The 16,034-nt window shown below is 58.0% G+C and carries 13 protein-coding genes, 1 tRNA gene and 1 pseudogene; 2 read left to right on the forward strand and 13 right to left on the reverse strand.

Annotation, left to right across the window (positions count from 1 at the left end; genetic code table 11):
• From HPY65_00005 to HPY65_00025, 5 genes and pseudogenes are all read right to left on the reverse strand, one after another.
• Nucleotides 1–124: acyl-CoA dehydrogenase (locus tag HPY65_00005; GenBank protein NPU82843.1), on the reverse strand; the 124-nt coding region annotated here is incomplete at its 3' end.
• Between the two features lie 196 nt (nucleotides 125–320).
• Nucleotides 321–695, reverse strand: a pseudogene (locus HPY65_00010) (hypothetical protein).
• A 61-nt stretch (nucleotides 696–756) separates the two neighbouring features.
• Nucleotides 757–918 carry a hypothetical protein gene (locus HPY65_00015; GenBank protein NPU82844.1) on the reverse strand — a complete coding sequence of 54 codons (162 nt, stop codon included), beginning with the start codon at nucleotides 916–918 and terminating at the stop codon, nucleotides 757–759.
• Nucleotides 919–999: 81 nt separating this feature from the next.
• Nucleotides 1,000–2,517 carry a hypothetical protein gene (locus HPY65_00020; protein ID NPU82845.1) on the reverse strand — a complete coding sequence of 506 codons (1,518 nt, stop codon included), beginning with the start codon at nucleotides 2,515–2,517 and terminating at the stop codon, nucleotides 1,000–1,002.
• A gap of 439 nt (nucleotides 2,518–2,956) precedes the next feature.
• A complete protein-coding gene (locus HPY65_00025) occupies nucleotides 2,957–3,679 on the reverse strand; it encodes a hypothetical protein (GenBank protein NPU82846.1) in 723 nt (240 codons plus the stop codon).
• A gap of 467 nt (nucleotides 3,680–4,146) precedes the next feature.
• On the opposite strand from HPY65_00025, the gene HPY65_00030 reads away from it, so the two are divergent.
• Complete coding sequence (locus tag HPY65_00030) at nucleotides 4,147–6,234, forward strand: elongation factor G (protein ID NPU82847.1); 2,088 nt, start codon at nucleotides 4,147–4,149, stop codon at nucleotides 6,232–6,234.
• 118 nt (nucleotides 6,235–6,352) lie between these two features.
• On the forward strand, nucleotides 6,353–7,066 hold the full coding sequence (locus HPY65_00035; protein ID NPU82848.1) for an AAA family ATPase: 714 nt from the start codon (nucleotides 6,353–6,355) through the stop codon (nucleotides 7,064–7,066).
• Between the two features lie 130 nt (nucleotides 7,067–7,196).
• Here the strand turns inward: HPY65_00035 and HPY65_00040 are convergent, their stop codons facing one another.
• The 8 genes from HPY65_00040 to HPY65_00075 form a co-directional block, all read right to left on the reverse strand.
• Nucleotides 7,197–7,640, reverse strand: coding sequence for an NUDIX hydrolase (locus HPY65_00040; protein ID NPU82849.1), 444 nt, complete (start codon nucleotides 7,638–7,640; stop codon nucleotides 7,197–7,199).
• A 130-nt stretch (nucleotides 7,641–7,770) separates the two neighbouring features.
• Nucleotides 7,771–8,454 (reverse strand): HAD family hydrolase, encoded by a 684-nt coding sequence (locus tag HPY65_00045; protein NPU82850.1) that lies wholly within the window; start codon nucleotides 8,452–8,454, stop codon nucleotides 7,771–7,773.
• Nucleotides 8,455–8,536: 82 nt separating this feature from the next.
• On the reverse strand, nucleotides 8,537–9,403 hold the full coding sequence (locus HPY65_00050) for a CoA pyrophosphatase (GenBank protein NPU82851.1): 867 nt from the start codon (nucleotides 9,401–9,403) through the stop codon (nucleotides 8,537–8,539).
• A gap of 99 nt (nucleotides 9,404–9,502) precedes the next feature.
• Nucleotides 9,503–10,861, reverse strand: a complete 1,359-nt coding sequence (locus HPY65_00055) for a butyryl-CoA:acetate CoA-transferase (protein NPU82852.1) — start codon at nucleotides 10,859–10,861, stop codon at nucleotides 9,503–9,505.
• 596 nt (nucleotides 10,862–11,457) lie between these two features.
• Nucleotides 11,458–11,534, reverse strand: a tRNA-Met gene (locus HPY65_00060).
• 67 nt (nucleotides 11,535–11,601) lie between these two features.
• Nucleotides 11,602–13,356, reverse strand: a complete 1,755-nt coding sequence (locus tag HPY65_00065) for a VCBS repeat-containing protein (GenBank protein ID NPU82853.1) — start codon at nucleotides 13,354–13,356, stop codon at nucleotides 11,602–11,604.
• A gap of 92 nt (nucleotides 13,357–13,448) precedes the next feature.
• Nucleotides 13,449–15,341: a GNAT family N-acetyltransferase gene (locus HPY65_00070; protein NPU82854.1), complete on the reverse strand. Its 1,893-nt coding sequence runs from the start codon at nucleotides 15,339–15,341 to the stop codon at nucleotides 13,449–13,451.
• 40 nt (nucleotides 15,342–15,381) lie between these two features.
• Entirely contained in the window at nucleotides 15,382–16,032 is a 651-nt protein-coding gene (locus tag HPY65_00075; protein ID NPU82855.1) for a hemolysin III family protein, read from the reverse strand.
• Nucleotides 16,033–16,034: the final 2 nt, after the last annotated feature.

Genomic DNA, 16,034 nt, shown 5'->3' on the forward strand with positions numbered 1-16,034 from the left:
TGGGGGGCATCTCGTCCACTTCGTACATGTGTTCCATCTGCGGCTCCAGCCAGGTTGTGGCCCAGCGGTAGACCTGATCCTCGAGCATCCTCTGTTCTTCGGTGAAACTGAAATCCAAAGCCATAACTCTTACCTCCCTTTATTGAAGTGTGAAAAAATTCAAACCAGCGGCGGAACCTGCGGAAAGGTCCTCAACTTGCACGAACTAACCATCTCCCTTCGTTTATGCTACACGCACGCTGATTCTGGTTGCGGTTTCGAAACGGGGTGCCGGAGGCACCGTCCTTTTCCTGCCAAGTGTTCCTTTTCGCATCATAGGGAAGGGTGAAACGCCAGGCGCAAAACCACTCCTCCGGATGGGTATCCGGCGGGCAGCCGACACATTCCGTGCGGATCCGGTCGTCGATGGCCTTGGAGAACATCCTGTATTTCACAAGGCCTGCTGATTTACAAGGGTAATCTTCCAAACTCCGCCTATTCCTGGCCAATTGGCCCCGGCAGTCGTTCATCTGGATCTTATAGCCGTTTTCACGGGCAACCTTCAAAATCGGAACGGCTATCTCCATACCGATCTTGTGCTCCATTTCCGTGAATCGCTGGACGTGATGAAAAATAGCTCGATGAAGGGTATCGACGACAAACCTCACCAGATCTTCCTGGTTTAAATCCGCCGGTTTCATGATGCGTTCATCCATCATGGGCGTTCCTTCTCCGGGATTATCTTCCTGTTCATGACCAAGCAAAATTTTCCTCACCTCAATCGGGGAAAAAATTCATGTATTTGGCCATAATGAGGAAGAGTCCAATGATCCAGAAGATATAGGCCCACAGCCGGATCTTCGAGAGTTTCTCGCGACGGCACATGGCCTGATCGAGTTTTTCCTCCCGTTCGATTTCCACGGATTGCTTCTTTGTCATGGAATTCCGGCTTCCTTTTTAACGGGCGCGTGGAGAAACCGGCCTGCCAGCGGGTTCTTCCTGCGCTGTTGAAAGATTGGATTACTTTCCGCTCTGGATTCCCTGATCCCACTCATAACCCCACACGGCGCTGCCCATGGGGATCTTGTAATTCCTGCGCTCCTCGCAGGCCGGGTATCTACGTCCGCCGCCCTCTGCGGGAAGCATGGACACGGGGAACTTCGGAGGCAGAAGGCCGTTCTCGCGAGCTTCCCTCTCCAACCATTCCCGGTCGTCCGGGTGGGCGATGGAGATCAGCGCCGCCGCCCGCTCGTAGCCGCTGAGGCCGCGGAGGTTCACCATGCCGAACTCGGTGCAGACGTAGTTGGCAAACTGGGCCGGCACATCCACCGTCGAGCCCTCCGGCAGGAACGGAACGATACGGGAAGTGCCGTGCTTGCTCCGGGACGTCATCGCCGCGACGCCGCGGCCACCCTTCGACTGGGCGCAGAAAATATGGAACTGGAAGAAGCCGCCCGACGACGAGATGGGACGCTTCTCGTAGAAGCCCGTGGAGATCTGGCCCAGGAGATCGACGGCCACGCAGTTGTTGATGGAGATCATGTTGTCGATGCGGGTCAGGACGTTCAGGTTGTTCGTGTAGTCGATGTCGTACGCTGCGAGGGCCTGGTTTCGGTGAATCGTGTCGTAGTACCATTTCACGTCCACAGGGAATGCGAAGGTCCATACACTCTTGCCGCGGTCCAGCGTCTTGTAGGCGTTTGTGACCTGGCCGGATTCGATCAGCTTCATGAGGCCGAAATTCAGCATTTCCGTGTGGATGCCGAGATCCTTGAATCCTGCATCCGCCAAAGCGGCCACGCAGGCCGAGGGCAGCGAGCCGATGCCGAGTTGGATCACGTCTCGATCCCGCATGATCTGCATGACGTTCTCCGCGATCTGCTGCTCCAGCGGACTGGGCTGGAAAGCCCTCTCGTTCATTTGTGGCCACCGGTACTTCTCGCAGTCCACCTCGACCCAGTAGTCCACGTCGTCGATGTGGATCGTGTTGAAGCGGCCGCCCTCCGCCCACGGATAGTCGGAGCGGACCTCGAAGACGATCTTCCTGGCGGTCTGCCGGAAGATATTGCAGTTGTTCGTCCCGTAGGACATGTTGAAATAGCCGTGTGCGTCGGGGGTTGTGACGGCATTGAACCACCAGTCCATCCCGCGTTTTTCCTTCACGGCATTGGCGAACCGGTAATGGTGGGCGTGCATACCGTATGACCATCCCCACTGGGCCCAGTCGGTGACGTTGTGCGTGTCCCGGGCCTTCCGGTTCCAGGGGAAGAAGAAAAATTCGTGAATGGTGTGAAATCCCTGGTAGGGATCGATCTGCTGGAATTCCGGATGGGGATAGAACATGGCATACATCCAGAACTCGATGTCCTTCAACTGGCCGGGACCGTTGCCCAGCCGCCTGGCTACCGCCTCGGTACAGACTGTGGAGTCGCCGCCGGTGCTGCCGTGGTTGATCCAGTCGCCCGACCTGACCATCTCAGCGATCTGTTCCGGTGTCCGTTTTTTGTCCCTGATTTTCTGCTGTACCGGTGTTGTCATTCCTTAACTCCCGCAAAATCAATAACTCTATTGCTGCGGCTTTAAATGTACCACCTGCAGAAGACGAACCGACGGTACTCATCGGTTCGTCGCACGGTGCACAGCGACGGATAAACCCTTCCCCCTTCCTTCGCCGGACCGGTTTTGGTTGCTGAATAAAACTGCTAAATTTTTGTTCAGGAAAAACTCTAATTACGAGAGTATCTCAATCTCTTGCCCGATCAGGCATGAGCTGCGGAAGGCCCCCTGAGCACGAATTCGAATAATCACTTGAATAATTCGATGGTTACAGGATCCCAACCGGGTAGACTGAGATTGCTGGCAGTCTGTTATCAAGATTCGATGACAAATGCAACTATAAAGAGGTTGGGAATATGTAAAAAAGGGCAGGCCCTTTTCAGAGCCTGCCCCCTTGGAGCAATTAAAGCATACAGCTTGATTATTTAATGAGCGGCGGGGGAGTCGGGAAGACCTTCTTGCCGTAGATCGTGTTGCAGACGACGGCACCCGCCATGTACACACCGTACCAGCCGCCGAAGACCAGGATGTAGCCGATGATCGGTTTCCAGGTCTTGGGATCCCCGTACCAGCCCGAGTCCATCCCGACGATCATCCAGAGGGCGATGTCGATCGCGACAACGAGGAAGAACAGCCCGCTCTTGGCGTAAGCGGGGGTCACGACGGTGAGGAAGCCGGCCCCGGCCATCCACATCCAGCCCTCAACATAGATAGCCTTCTGAAGCATGCCACCCACGGCCTTGCCGATACCAGCCTTGGCCGCAGCCAACTGTTCCGGCGTCAGCATCTTGATGTCAGCCACACCGGCTGCCGCCATGGCTGCATCCATCGCTTCCTTGGCAGCCTTCGGTGCAAAAACAAAACTTACCATATACCATTTTGCGAAAACACTGATCGCCGCTGCCAACATGAAGAAAGCGGAGAAAAACAGGAAGACGTTGCCGCCGGTAATATTGTGGTCTTTCAATTCCATGACCGCGACTGTGTACTGGACCAAGCATCCCCCGACCAGCCAGGCGGCGAGTAGCGGGAGGCCATTCAGGTCAACTTTACCCATAAATACCGCACCAAACCCGAAACACGCGACCGCGAGAGCTGCGAGACCAGCCGGTCCCGGTGTTGCAAAGCTGTGTTCATGCGCCATGAATGATTCCTCCTTTTTTTGTTTGTTACCGGTAATAAATTTTTCCCCTATTGTTTCCTTCCTCTCCTGATTCTGGTGCGGCATCCCCCCCTTCATGCCTTGATATAATGATTTTGACGTTGCTACAGATACGGCTTCACGATGCGAGTGTTCGGTAATCCCGCGGAATGGATCACCGCATTCGGGTTTCTTAATCCCAATCCCACGGATGCCGTGAGATCCTTCGGAAGCTGGCTGTGAGAAAAAAGTGAGAGAAAATATTGCAGCGATATCTAACACAATGAGTTTGGCTTTTGCAAGTCGAAAAATAGAACCGTGTATTCTTAAAAAATATGTTAAATAAATCTTGACAAGGGACTCGTGAGGGGATAGACAACGCAACTTCATCCAAAATACCAAGCGGGATGACCCGCCAGGATGAGCCCTCCCGGAGGGTTTTTTTATTTAGTGCAGGGATGTGAAGAACTATGATTACCGACATTGAAAAGGTAAGGAACATCGGCATCAGCGCCCATATCGATTCGGGCAAGACCACGCTGACGGAGCGGATCCTGTATTACACCAAGCGCATCCGCGCCATGCACGATGTGAAAGGGAAGGATGGCGTGGGGGCCACCATGGACTCCATGGAGTTGGAGAAGGAACGGGGGATCACGATTGCCTCCGCCGCCACGTTCTGCCAGTGGCAGGGTCACGAGATCAACATCATCGACACACCCGGCCATGTGGACTTCACCATTGAGGTCGAGCGGTCGCTCCGCGTTCTTGACGGAGCGATCCTGGTTCTCTGTTCCGTCGGCGGCGTCCAGTCCCAATCCATCACCGTGGATCAGCAGATGAAGCGCTATCACGTGCCCTGTATCGCGTTCATCAACAAGTGCGATCGGAGCGGTGCCGATCCTTTCCGGGTCATCTCGCAGCTGCAGTCGAAACTGGGTCACAACGCCGTAGCCATGCAGATTCCCATCGGCCTGGAGATCGATTTTTCCGGTGTCGTGGACCTTCTGACCATGAAGGCGCTGTATTTCGATGGTGAACACGGAGAAGACGTGCGCATCGAGGATATCCCTCCGGAGCTGCAAGAAATGGCGAGGAAGAAGAGGGAAGAACTGCTGGATGCGGTATCCCTTTTTTCGGATGATTTGACGGAAGCCTTGCTCGAAGGCGGTCCCGTATCGGATGACCTGGTTCTGGAGGCGGTCCGCCGGGGCACCCTGGCGCGGCAGCTGACGCCCGTATTCATGGGCTCGGCCTACAAGAACCGGGGTGTCCAGCCGCTGCTCGATGCCGTGAACCGTTATCTGCCCTGCCCGTCAGACGTCGAGAACATGGCGCTGGACATGGACCATGAGGAAGCGCCCGTCAGCCTTTCCTGCGATCCGGAGCAGCCGACGGTAGCCTTCGCCTTCAAGCTGGAGGACGGGCCCTACGGGCAGTTGACCTACATCCGGGTCTACCAGGGAAGTGCCGCCCGTGGCACCACCATTGTCAATGCCCGGAGCGGAAAGAAGGTCAAGATCGGCCGCGTGGTCCGCATGCACGCCGATCAGATGGAGGACATCGAGGCTGTGAATTCCGGATACATCGGTGCCCTCTTCGGAATCGAGTGTTCCTCCGGTGACACCTTCGTCGCCCCCGGCGTGAACTTTACCATGACGTCCATGTATGTTCCGGAACCGGTAATCTCCCTGGCCATCGTCCCGAAGGACAACAAATCCCAGGCCAACCTCTCGAAGGCCCTGGGGCGTTTCACCCGCGAGGACCCGACTTTCCGGACCCATGTGGATCAGGAAACCAGCGAAACCATCATCGAAGGCATGGGGGAGCTCCACCTCGAGATCTACGTCGAGCGGATGCGCCGGGAGTACGGTTGCGATGTCACAACGGGCCATCCGCGGGTCGCCTACCGCGAGGCGATCACCCAACGGGCGGATTTCAACTATACCCACCGTAAACAGACGGGCGGCTCGGGCCAGTACGGACGGATTGCCGGCTATGTGGAACCACTGGCGGAAGGGGAATTTGAATTCGTCAACGACGTAACCGGCGGGTCCATTCCAACCCAGTTCATTCCCGCTGTGGAGAAGGGATTCCGCCTGTGCCTGACCAAGGGGCCCAAAATGGAGTTCCCCGTGACGGGCATCCGGGTCGTGGTCAACGACGGCGCCTCCCATGCGGTGGACTCTTCCGACATGGCCTTCCAGGCGGCGGCCCGGGGAGCGTTCCGGGAAGCCTACGGGCGGGCGAAGCCGATCATCCTGGAGCCGATCATGAAGGTCGTCGTCGAGACGCCGACGGAATTCCAGGGCGCCGTCATGGGTCTTCTGAACCAGCGGCGCGGCATGATCATCGGCGCCCAGGACGAAGGGCCCCAATGCGTCGTGGAGGCCCAGGTACCCCTGGCGGAGATGTTCGGATATTCGACGGTGCTCCGGTCCGCCACGCAGGGCAAGGCCCAGTTCACCATGGAGTTTGCCGCCTACCGGCAGGTTCCGGTCTCCGTGGCGGAGAAGATCGCTGAAGAGGTGGCCCAGCGCAAGAGGAGCGCCGCCTGAGGTGAAACCGTTCGAATTCGACGGCCGCCGGCGCGACCCTGCAGATTCAGCCCCGGGCCGCGGGGAAAGTCAGGGAGGGAAGACGGCGACAATCATTCCGTGGAGGAGGAAGAAAGTCATGACGATCCGGGAAGAGCAGATTCGGGAAAAACTCCTGGACTCCCTGGCAGGGGAAGCCGGGGACCTGCTGGAGGCGGGACGTTTTGGAGCCGTTTTTGCCCATGCCGGAATCGGAAAAACCGCCCTGATGGTTCAACTGGCGATCCGCTCCATGCTGCGGGGTAAAAACGTCCTGCACGTGAGTCTGCACGATCCGGTGCAGAAAGTCGCCCTCTGGTACGAGGAGCTCTTCCAGGATTCGGCTCGGCGTCAGGGAGTCGGGGGGGCGCAGCGCCTCTGGGAATCCCTGGTCCCACACCGTTTCATCATGACGTTCCGCGTCGACGGGTTCAGCGTCCCGCGTCTGGCGGAACGCCTGGAGGATCTGGCCGCCCAGGGAATCTTCCGGCCGGAGATGGTCATCATCGACGGCTTTCCATTCGAGGAAACCAGTCGGGAGACCCTGGCAGACCTGAAGAAAATGGCCGGACAGGGGGGATATTCCGGGTGGTTCACCGTTCACACGCACCGTTACGAGACACCGGAAGCAGACGGAATCCCCCAACGGCTGAAACCGGTCTCCGGCCTTTTCGACGTGGTCCTGGAAATGACGCCCGAAAAGGAGAAGATCCGCATCCGTTCCCTGAAGGGCGCAGGATTGACCCCGGAAGGTGAATCCCTGCTGCTTGACCCTGCGACCATGCTGGTCCGGGCGGAGGCTGCCGGAGGCTGATGCCCGGCTCCCGTCCTGTGGAGCATCGATTCTGCACGGCCGTCCCGGAAGCCCGTTTCCGGTCGTTCTTTCCACACCGGGCCGTTGCGGGCCGCCGTTTTGCCTGAACTTCTTTCCGGATTTCCGGAATTCAGCCTTTTCCCCGATCAAAATAATCAGCGAGGATTTCCCCGTGGTCGAAGGCCAGTGCGGGCAGTGTATCGCGGGTGAAGATGCCGATCTCTCCCGCGTCGTCGCCGGCCTCCGGTTTACCGGACGACCGGCCGACGAAAACGGTCGTGATTGTATGCTGCCGTGGATCGCGGTCCGGCCTGGAGTAGGTGTGAAGCTGGCGCAGGAGGGTAACGTCCAGCCCTGTCTCCTCCCGGGCCTCTCGGACGGCCGCTTCCTCCAGGGACTCACCGTAATCCACAAATCCTCCGGGGAGAGCCCAGCCGGGGGGCGGGTTCTTCCGTCGGATCAGGACAATCCCTTCTTCCAGTTCAATGATGATATCCACCGTGGGGACCGGGTTGCGCCAGCTTTCCTCGACGTGACCACAGGCGGGGCAGGATTTCGCGATCTTTGCGGCCATGGAGGGCAGTTCTCCTTCCTGACGGCAGTGGACGAATCCTTCCCGGGTTCGCCGTGCAGGGGGTGCTTTCCGTTCGTCGGCCGGCGAAGCATCCCCTCGGGGGCCGTCGCAAGCCGCGCTTTTTCAAGCCTCATGCCAGAAGCGGCAGGAGGTCCGGAGCCGAGGGAACAATGATGTCGGCGCCGGCCCGGAGCAGCTCCTCGCGTCCGCCGGAACCCGTCAGAACGCCGATGGTCCGGGTTCCGGCCTCGCGGCCTGTCCGGATGTCCATGGGGTGGTCCCCAACCATGATCGCACGGGCGGGGACGATGGCCATCTTCATCAGCGGATCCAGAACATGTCCCGGATCGGGCTTGACGCGATCGACTTCGTCCCGGGGCAGGAAGACCTCGCAGTAATCGGCAATGTCCGGAAAAATCATGGTCACGGCGGCCCCGCAATTCCGTGTGATGATGGCCCGCCGTATCTTCCGTTTTTTCATTCCCTCGAGCAGTTCACGAATGCCTTCGAAAAGAGAACCATCCCGGGCTGCGCGGATTTCGATTCCGGAAATGAGATCCATCGCTACCCGGTGGAAGGATGCGGCGCGGTCCGGGGATTTGCCGGCCAGCCATTCCCGGCCCCTCTCAACGGTTTCGAGGACGAAAAGGTCGTCCAGAACCTCCGTGGGAACGCCGGATTCAGCCGCCAGTTTCCTTACGGCGCCCCGCATTGCCGGGAAATCGATGTTCAGAACGGCCAGAGTGCCATCGAAGTCGAAGACCGCCGCTTCGATTCCTTTAAGGATTTCCTTTTGTCCGGGATTGTTTCCCATGTCTTGGCTCTTTAAAGAGTGCGGAGCCTTCCGGCCGTTTCGTCGCGTCCCGTCCGTTGAAGGAACGCCTCGTCCGGGGCGTTCAATCGGTTGGGGGAATCCTTCCCGCCGAGCGCTGTCCCGTCAGGTAGTCCGCCCTCAGGCTGCGTTTAATGGGACGTCCCTTCCGCCAGTCCGGAAGATCGAAATCGAAGACGATCTTCAGCATCTTCATGATGATGTAAAAGGTGGCCCCCCAGAGGATTTCCTCGGTTCCATCGGGTTCACGATGGATCAGGCACGGAAAATCCTGGCAGACCTCCTCTTTTGAGCCCGAGACCTCCGTGTAGGTCACAACGTAGCGCCCGTAACTCTCCTCCGCAAAGAAGGAGGCCAGGGGGATTTCGACCACCCGGGCGACCTCCCGGTTGGGCCGGAACATCCAGGGTGCATCCACCATGCCCATCAGCGGAAAAATCGTCCGGCGGAACAGGATGAGCGAATAAGTGGGCAGAGGGCCGAGAAAGCGGATCCGCAGCGGATTCAGGCCGAGTTCCTCCCAGGTCTCCCGGAGGGCGTTTGCCAGGAACAGGCAGATCAGCCGATGCTCCAAGTGGCCGCGGAGACGGGACAGTTCCCGGGGGCGCCCCTGAATGACGGGCATGGCGCCGGAACAGAGAAGCGAGCGGAATGCAACGTCGATAGCCCCGTGGAGCATGCCCCCCGGACAGCTCAGGTCCCCGGGCTGAGCCACCGTGGCGGAGCGCTTGATCAGCTGCAGGAAGGGAGTGTTCCCCTCCATCCGGATCAGGAGCAGGACCCCCGCAGCCTGGGCACCCTCTTTCCGGCCGCCCCGGATCGTTTCGTAGCGCTCGGAATAGTCGATCGGCGTGACGCCCAAGGCCTCGGTAATGCGAGCCGTCAGGTCCAGGGAAGGATGGGGGGAAAATCGTGTTGCCGGGGTTTCCATGGGGGGCACCATAACACCTTGCCGGCGGGGGCGTCCACGAAAACAGGAAGCCCGGCCGAGGGCCGGGCTTCTTGTTCATCGGTATCGGAGAAGAGTCAATTAACCTTTGCCGTTCCCGTTTCCGTTTCCGTTTTTCCTCCAGATATTCATCTTTTCCGCTTCCTTGACCAGCCCATCCCGGAGGTCTGGGTGGGCGATATTGATCAGGGCCTCGGCTCGCTGCCAGGTTGATTTTCCGGCCAGGTCGGCAACGCCGTATTCGGTGACAATCATGTGGGCCTGGGTTCGCGGAACCGTTACGATCGATCCGGGAGGCAGGGTGGGTACGATCCGGGACTTGGTCTCCCCCGTTTTCTTGTCCTTGTAGGCGGCGTTGCAGCAGATGAAGGACATGCCGCCGTCAGACATATAGGCGCCGGTTGCGAAATCGAGCTGTCCACCTGTGCCGCTGATGTGCCTCGGACCCGATGATTCGGACGACACCTGTCCGAAGAGGTCGACTTCCACGCAGGCATTGATGGAAACCATGTTGTCGTGCTGGCACATGACATGAGGAGCATTGGTGTAGGAAACGGGATAGGACGCCAACGACGGATTCAGGTCTATCCAGTCGTAGAGGAACTGGCTGCCGGCGGCAAACGCGTAGGCGCTCTTCTTCTTGTCCACGCCCTTCTTCTTGTTGGTCAGTTTGCCGGCCTGGTACATGTGATAGTATGCATCCACCAGCATCTCCGTGTGGCAACCCAGGTCCTTGATGTCCGATTCGGCCAGTTTGGTCCCGATGTAGTTGGGCAGACCGCCGATTCCAAGCTGGATACAGGCGCCGTTGGGAATCATGGGAACGATGTGGCTGGCGATCTTCACATCGATCTCGGTGGGGGCCGCCGGCGGGATCGCCTCGACCTTGGATTCGTGCTCGACGATGTAGTCGACCTCGGAGACGTGCACGACCTCGTCGCGTCCGCCCATGGCCCAGGGGAGCAGCGGGTTCACTTCGACGATGATCTTCTTGGCGACATCCATCGCCGCACGAACCGCCGCGTTGCCCATATGCGTGTTGAAATATCCGTCCTTGTTCATTTTGGTTACGCGGATCATGGCAACGTCGACGGACTTGATGCTCTTCTTGTAGAAGAGGGGCTGATTGCGGAAAATCATGGGATGATAATAGCACCGGCCTTTATCGTGGAGTTTGCGCGAGTAGCCGGAGAAATGCCAATCCTGATAGGTAAAGACTTCTCCTTCGGGGTCTGCCTCGACGCAGGCCTGGGGGGTCAGGCTCAAAGTGTGTCGGATATTGATGTCTTTGAGCTCATCCTTGCGGGCGGCAAGGGCCTTGTCTAAGGCAATCGGCTTGGTATGGCCGAATCCATAGTCAATCCAGTCCCCGCTCTTCACCACTTTTACAGCTTCTTCCGGGCTAACCAACTTCTTCCGATACTCCTCTGCGTAAGACATGAACACCTTCCTCCTTATGAAAGTAGTTACACTCCTCCCCCCTTCAGGCCTCGCCGTCAATTTGCAGAAGACGGAGTCTTCCAGCAACTACGCTGGCAGTTCCATTTCTCCTGCTGCTATTTTGCATCAACTTGTTTGGGGGTACCGTCCCCTAGCATATCAAATTTGAAAAAGCAACCTTCGAATGGCGCAAGGAATAAATCTGCAAAAAAGAATAAAAAGACAGAAAAAGATTGTTACTGCGGCATTTTACAGACAACGAAGGCAGAAAGATGTGACAACCTGCGGGGACAACAAAGCGCGGGCCGGCGAGCAGGTGAGAGGAGAATGGACGATGATGCAGTCCCCGGTCTCTATCCGATCTTTCTTTACGCCAGGACAGCGGCATGAAAAATGGGTGGAAGGGAGGAGTGGAATGAGACGCAAGCGATTTGTGCCTGAACTGATCATCGGGTATCTGTGGGAAACGTAGAAGACGATACGACAATGGGAAACATCGGTTTGTCGCGAGCATCAAGGATGGCAATTCTGATCTGAGCGCAAAAGGGCACGGAAAAAGAAAAGGACCTGGAGGTTTCTCCAAGTCCTTCTATTCATGGTAGCGGTGCCTGGATTCGAACCAGGGACACTACGGATATGAGCCGTATGCTCTGACCAACTGAGCTACACCGCCGTTTGCCTTTGCAAAGCAGGCGACCGCATTATAACAGAAATACGATCTTGTCAACCTCCTATTGCTTCTATCTCTGGCCTTCCGTGGGCTCTGCCTTGGGGATCTGGGTGGCCACCGGCGTCATCTTGTAAGCGGCCAGAACGCTCGTCTCGCCGAAAGACATTCCTGTTGAGAGGACCAGAGCCATGACGATTTCGTTCTCCCCGTCGTTGTCAACGTCCTTGTATTGGTAATCCGCCACGTAGCCGTTGATTTTCCGGGTTCGCCAGTTTTCCACCATGCCGAGGCCGTCCCACTCGATGTTGTAGAACTCGCTCGATGTATAGAGCTTCACGTTTCGCATGACCCGCGCGGAGGCGGAGATGTTCTTCACCAGCAGGATCTCGCGTCGGCCGTCCTTGTTGAGGTCCGTCGTGAGAATGCGCGTGTTCACCCAGTATTTGCTGAGGTAGGCCTCCACTGCCGTTCCGCTCGGGGCCTCGACATAAAGGTTGCTCCCGCCGAAAGGCTCGTCGCTCCGGTAGAGAAGCTCACTGGCGCCGCCGAACTTCTGAAGCGAAGTCAGCGATTTCTCCGTTTCCTGATAGATGCAGAGGTAGTCGTCCTGGTTCAGGGCGATCACCCTCGTGGGTCCCTGGCCGAGGTCGTCGATCGTCAGGCTGAAGACGGACATGCCGTAAGGGATTTTCATCCGCTGACCTTCGGTGTAACGAGTGCCGTCCCAGACAATTTCATGGATCGGTGTGTCGAAGGGCATGAATTCGTTCGTGTCCATGGATATGTTCATGGCGCGGATCCGCTGTCCCAGGAGCTGCTGGCTCGCCGGGTTGTGCCGGTTGACCACCCGGAAGAACCATGGCAGATTCGAGGCGATCTGGACGAACTTTCCGTCCTTCCATTCATAGACGAAGGAGTTCACCGAGTTTTCAATGGCGTTCGTCACGATGATCTCGGGAACGCCGTTCCCGTTGACATCCGCTACATCCACCGACATGTAGTTATCCGAGGAACGTCCGGTAATCTTCTGCAGCATCCGGAATTCTTTACCCTTTTTCAGGAAGATCCGGATTTCGTTACGGCTGATGGCCACGATTTCGTTCAGGCCGTCGCGGTTCACGTCCCCGATGTCCATCCCCCGGAACTCCAGGGGGAAGCGCTCACTCATCCAGAACCCTCTACGATCCACCGGCTGCATGGCATTGATAAAATCGGGATTGATGGCCCCTGTGAATGTGCCGGTACGGCCCTTTCGCATGCCGGCGATAATTTCCGATTCCCTCGTACTCGTCCCGGAGGGCTGAACCGCTGTCGGCGGCAGGGGTGTCAGGGGAGTGGTCTCTGCAACGGCGCCGCCAAGCACGTGGGTCTCGATTTTCTGGGCGAATTCCGTGATTTTCGGAATGACCTCGTCCATTCCCTTGGAGGAGGTAAAGACACCGACGGCGGCTTTGCTCGTCGCGATATCAACCAGTTTGGCGTCGATGCTCAGGTTGCCGCCGATCTTGGTGACGCTGCCCGCGACGACGAAATCCGCCTTGAGGCTCTTCCCCAGAGCCTGAAGCTCCGCCATGGGCAGCTCCTTGCCGGCCTTGTTGCCAAGGGCGCCAAGCACCGCTTCCTTCCCGGGAACATCGATCCTGCCGGAGCTGGAAAGGCGGCTGGAGAGCATGTTCCAGATTCCCTGCTGGACATAATCAATATTTTCGGCGCTGGAGACGGAGAACGGCAGAACTGCCACGGTCTTGGTATCTTTGGCCCAGACAAGGCCGGCCGCCACAACCAGCACCACTGCAAGCATTACGATCCGAACATGTTTCATCATGGTTTTCCTTTCCACGGGCTCCGAGTTGAAACACCGGGGCGATTTCTAACATGGCACATCCGCGGCTTCAAGGTTTTTAATCTTACATGTTTTTAATCTTTCGGCCGGGTGCCGTCTTCCGGGTCCGTAAGCGGAATGGTCAGGTTGTAAATGCCGTATTCCATGACGGCCCGGAGCGGATAAGGGACCTTCTCGAAGACCTTCATCATGGCCTTGTTGTCGGCGAACACGTCGGCTGTGAAGGCCTCGATGCCCTGGTCCCGGGCCACCTGGATGAGCGTTTCCAGGAGGCAGGAAGCGATACCCCGCCCCTGGTAGCGTTCCTCCACAACGAAGGCCATGTCGGCGTAGAGGGGACGGTCCCGGTGGCGGACATACCGCCCCTCGGCGATGATCCGCTCCATGCCGTTTTCCTCGACCACGCCGACGATGGACATGGCGCGCCGGTAGTCGACGTTGACGTATTCCTGCATCTTCGTGTGGGGCATGGCCTTGATGGGGCTGAAATATCGATAATAGACGGTCATGTCGGAGAACCGGTAGAAAAGCCGGCGCATTTCCTCTTCGTCGGAGGGCTTGATGGCACGGAAGCGGACCGTGAGGTCGCCCTTGAACGTATGCGTGGTCGTGATCTTCTCGGGGTAGAAAAAACCGGCCTCGGAGAGAAAGATCTGGTCTGCGTAAAGAATCCGGGACTCCTTGGCCTGGCGCACCAGTTCGGGCCGGTCGTCCGGGTGGGCGATGTCGATGATGGCCTGGGCCCGCTCCCGCACGGTCCGCCCCGTCATGGAGGCGATGCCGTATTCGGTGATGATCAGGTCGAGGGACTCCCGATTGGTGAACTGGTTCGGATATTCATCCGACGACAGAACGATGTTGGACTTGCCCTTGAGATTCCGGCTCGGGAGGGCGAAGATCGTCCTGCCCCCCTTGGACCACTCCGCGCGGGCGAAGATATCCTGGGCCTGCCCCGGTGTGGCGGTAATGTTTCCCCGGCCTACGTGAAGGGCGATTCCGCCCGTGATGTCCACCTTCCGGGCGGGGAGGATCGCGATCATCTTATCGTTCAGGCTCATGCGCGAGTAGTCGGACACGACGTCGATGGACTGGAATTCCACCATGGGGTTCCGGTGGAGCCACTGCATCAGTTCAGGCGTTCCCTGGGCATAAACGGTGAGAGACTTTCCGCGGAAATACCCTTTTTTCATGTTTGTGACGGCCCCGCATTTTACCAGTTCCATCAGTGGGTCCGTGAAGAAAGTCGAATGGATGCCGAGGTTTCGCTTCCGCATGAGGTGTTTTCCCAGGGCCTCGAAAAGGGTCCCCGAATAAAAGGACAGACAGCTCCCGTCTTCGATGACGGAGGCGATGTTGGACGCCACCTTGTCCAGCACCTCGTCCACGGGCCAGCGGGGAAAGTAGATCAGGGGCTCGTCTGACTGGACCAGGTAATTGAATTCGCTGACGTGGACATGGGTGTTTCCGGTCGTCCAGGGGACGTCGGGATTGATCTCGCCCACGACGAGCGATGCCCGCTCCAGGGCGTATTTCGGGACGTCCGCCGACACTCCGAGGCTCACATATCCTTTCTCATCGGGGGGGGTGATCTGTACAAAGGCCACATCGATGCGGATCGTGCCGTTATGGATGAGGCGCGGGATGTCGGAGTAGCGGCAGGGAACCAGATCCACCGATCCGGACGTGATGGCGGAACTGGCCAGCCACCCGGAAAAGAAGGTCTTCATGCGGAACTTATGGGCATTGGCCGTGCTGCTGTAGGAGATGGCGTCTCCCATGCTCACCAACTGGATCAGCTCCAGATCGTTCAGGTTCGGCAGGTTCGAGTTCATCAGGCGCTTGACGAGGGTCCGGGGTTCCGACACCCCGGTTCCAAGGAAAATACTCATTCCCGGCTCGATCTTCGTAAGCACGACATCCGGGGAAACCATTTTTTTCTGCCAATCCAGGTCGTTGAGGTTGACCATGATCAAATCCTTCCAGATAGTTTTTTGAAAACCGGCGGGCTCAACCGTTCCCGGCCGGGATGACGTGGAACAGGACGGCGAAGAAATGACAGGTGCTGCCGCCGAGAACGAAGAGGTGCCAGATGGCGTGGGAATAGGGCAGGCGTTTCAGGAGGTAGAAGACGGCACCAACCGTATAGGAGAGTCCACCCGCCACGAGCCAGACCAGGCCGGCGGCGGACATGTTGGCCAGAAGCGGCTTGATGGCGAAAACCGCCAGCCAGCCCATGAGGAGATAGGCAATCGTGGCCGCGGTCCGGAATCGGTAGACGAAGAATATCTTGAACACGATGCCGAGGACGGCAATCCCCCAGACAATGCCGAGGAGCGTCCATCCCCATCCCCCCTGAAGGGTCACCAGGGTGAAGGGCGTATACGTGCCGGCGATGAGGAGATAGATGCAGGCGTGGTCCAGGGTCTTGAAGATGTGCTTCAGGCGCGGCGAGCGAGCGCTGTGGTATAGGGTCGAGGCCGTGTAGAGGAGAACCATGCTGATGCCGAAGACGCTGCCGCCCACGATATGACGCATGCCCCCGTAAAGGCTCGCAAAAACCACCATGATGATCAGGCAGGCGATGCTCAGGAGAGCGCCCGCTCCGTGGGTAACGCTGTTGAAGAATTCTTCATGCCGGATCGCTCTGGAATCGTGCATGG

Source organism: Syntrophaceae bacterium (assembly GCA_013177825.1).
Taxonomy (GTDB): Bacteria; Desulfobacterota; Syntrophia; order Syntrophales; family PHBD01; genus PHBD01.

Coding starts and splice junctions, on each gene's coding strand:
- HPY65_00040 (NPU82849.1), bottom strand. CDS start 7,640: ATGGCCGCAAAGATCGCGAAATCCTGCCCCGCCTGTGGTCACGTCGAG.
- HPY65_00070 (NPU82854.1), bottom strand. CDS start 15,341: ATGGTCAACCTCAACGACCTGGATTGGCAGAAAAAAATGGTTTCCCCG.
- HPY65_00035 (NPU82848.1), top strand. CDS start 6,353: ATGACGATCCGGGAAGAGCAGATTCGGGAAAAACTCCTGGACTCCCTG.
- HPY65_00015 (NPU82844.1), bottom strand. CDS start 918: ATGACAAAGAAGCAATCCGTGGAAATCGAACGGGAGGAAAAACTCGAT.
- HPY65_00065 (NPU82853.1), bottom strand. CDS start 13,356: ATGATGAAACATGTTCGGATCGTAATGCTTGCAGTGGTGCTGGTTGTG.
- HPY65_00045 (NPU82850.1), bottom strand. CDS start 8,454: ATGGGAAACAATCCCGGACAAAAGGAAATCCTTAAAGGAATCGAAGCG.
- HPY65_00030 (NPU82847.1), top strand. CDS start 4,147: ATGATTACCGACATTGAAAAGGTAAGGAACATCGGCATCAGCGCCCAT.
- HPY65_00050 (NPU82851.1), bottom strand. CDS start 9,403: ATGGAAACCCCGGCAACACGATTTTCCCCCCATCCTTCCCTGGACCTG.
- HPY65_00055 (NPU82852.1), bottom strand. CDS start 10,861: ATGTCTTACGCAGAGGAGTATCGGAAGAAGTTGGTTAGCCCGGAAGAA.
- HPY65_00075 (NPU82855.1), bottom strand. CDS start 16,032: ATGCACGATTCCAGAGCGATCCGGCATGAAGAATTCTTCAACAGCGTT.
- HPY65_00020 (NPU82845.1), bottom strand. CDS start 2,517: ATGACAACACCGGTACAGCAGAAAATCAGGGACAAAAAACGGACACCG.
- HPY65_00025 (NPU82846.1), bottom strand. CDS start 3,679: ATGGCGCATGAACACAGCTTTGCAACACCGGGACCGGCTGGTCTCGCA.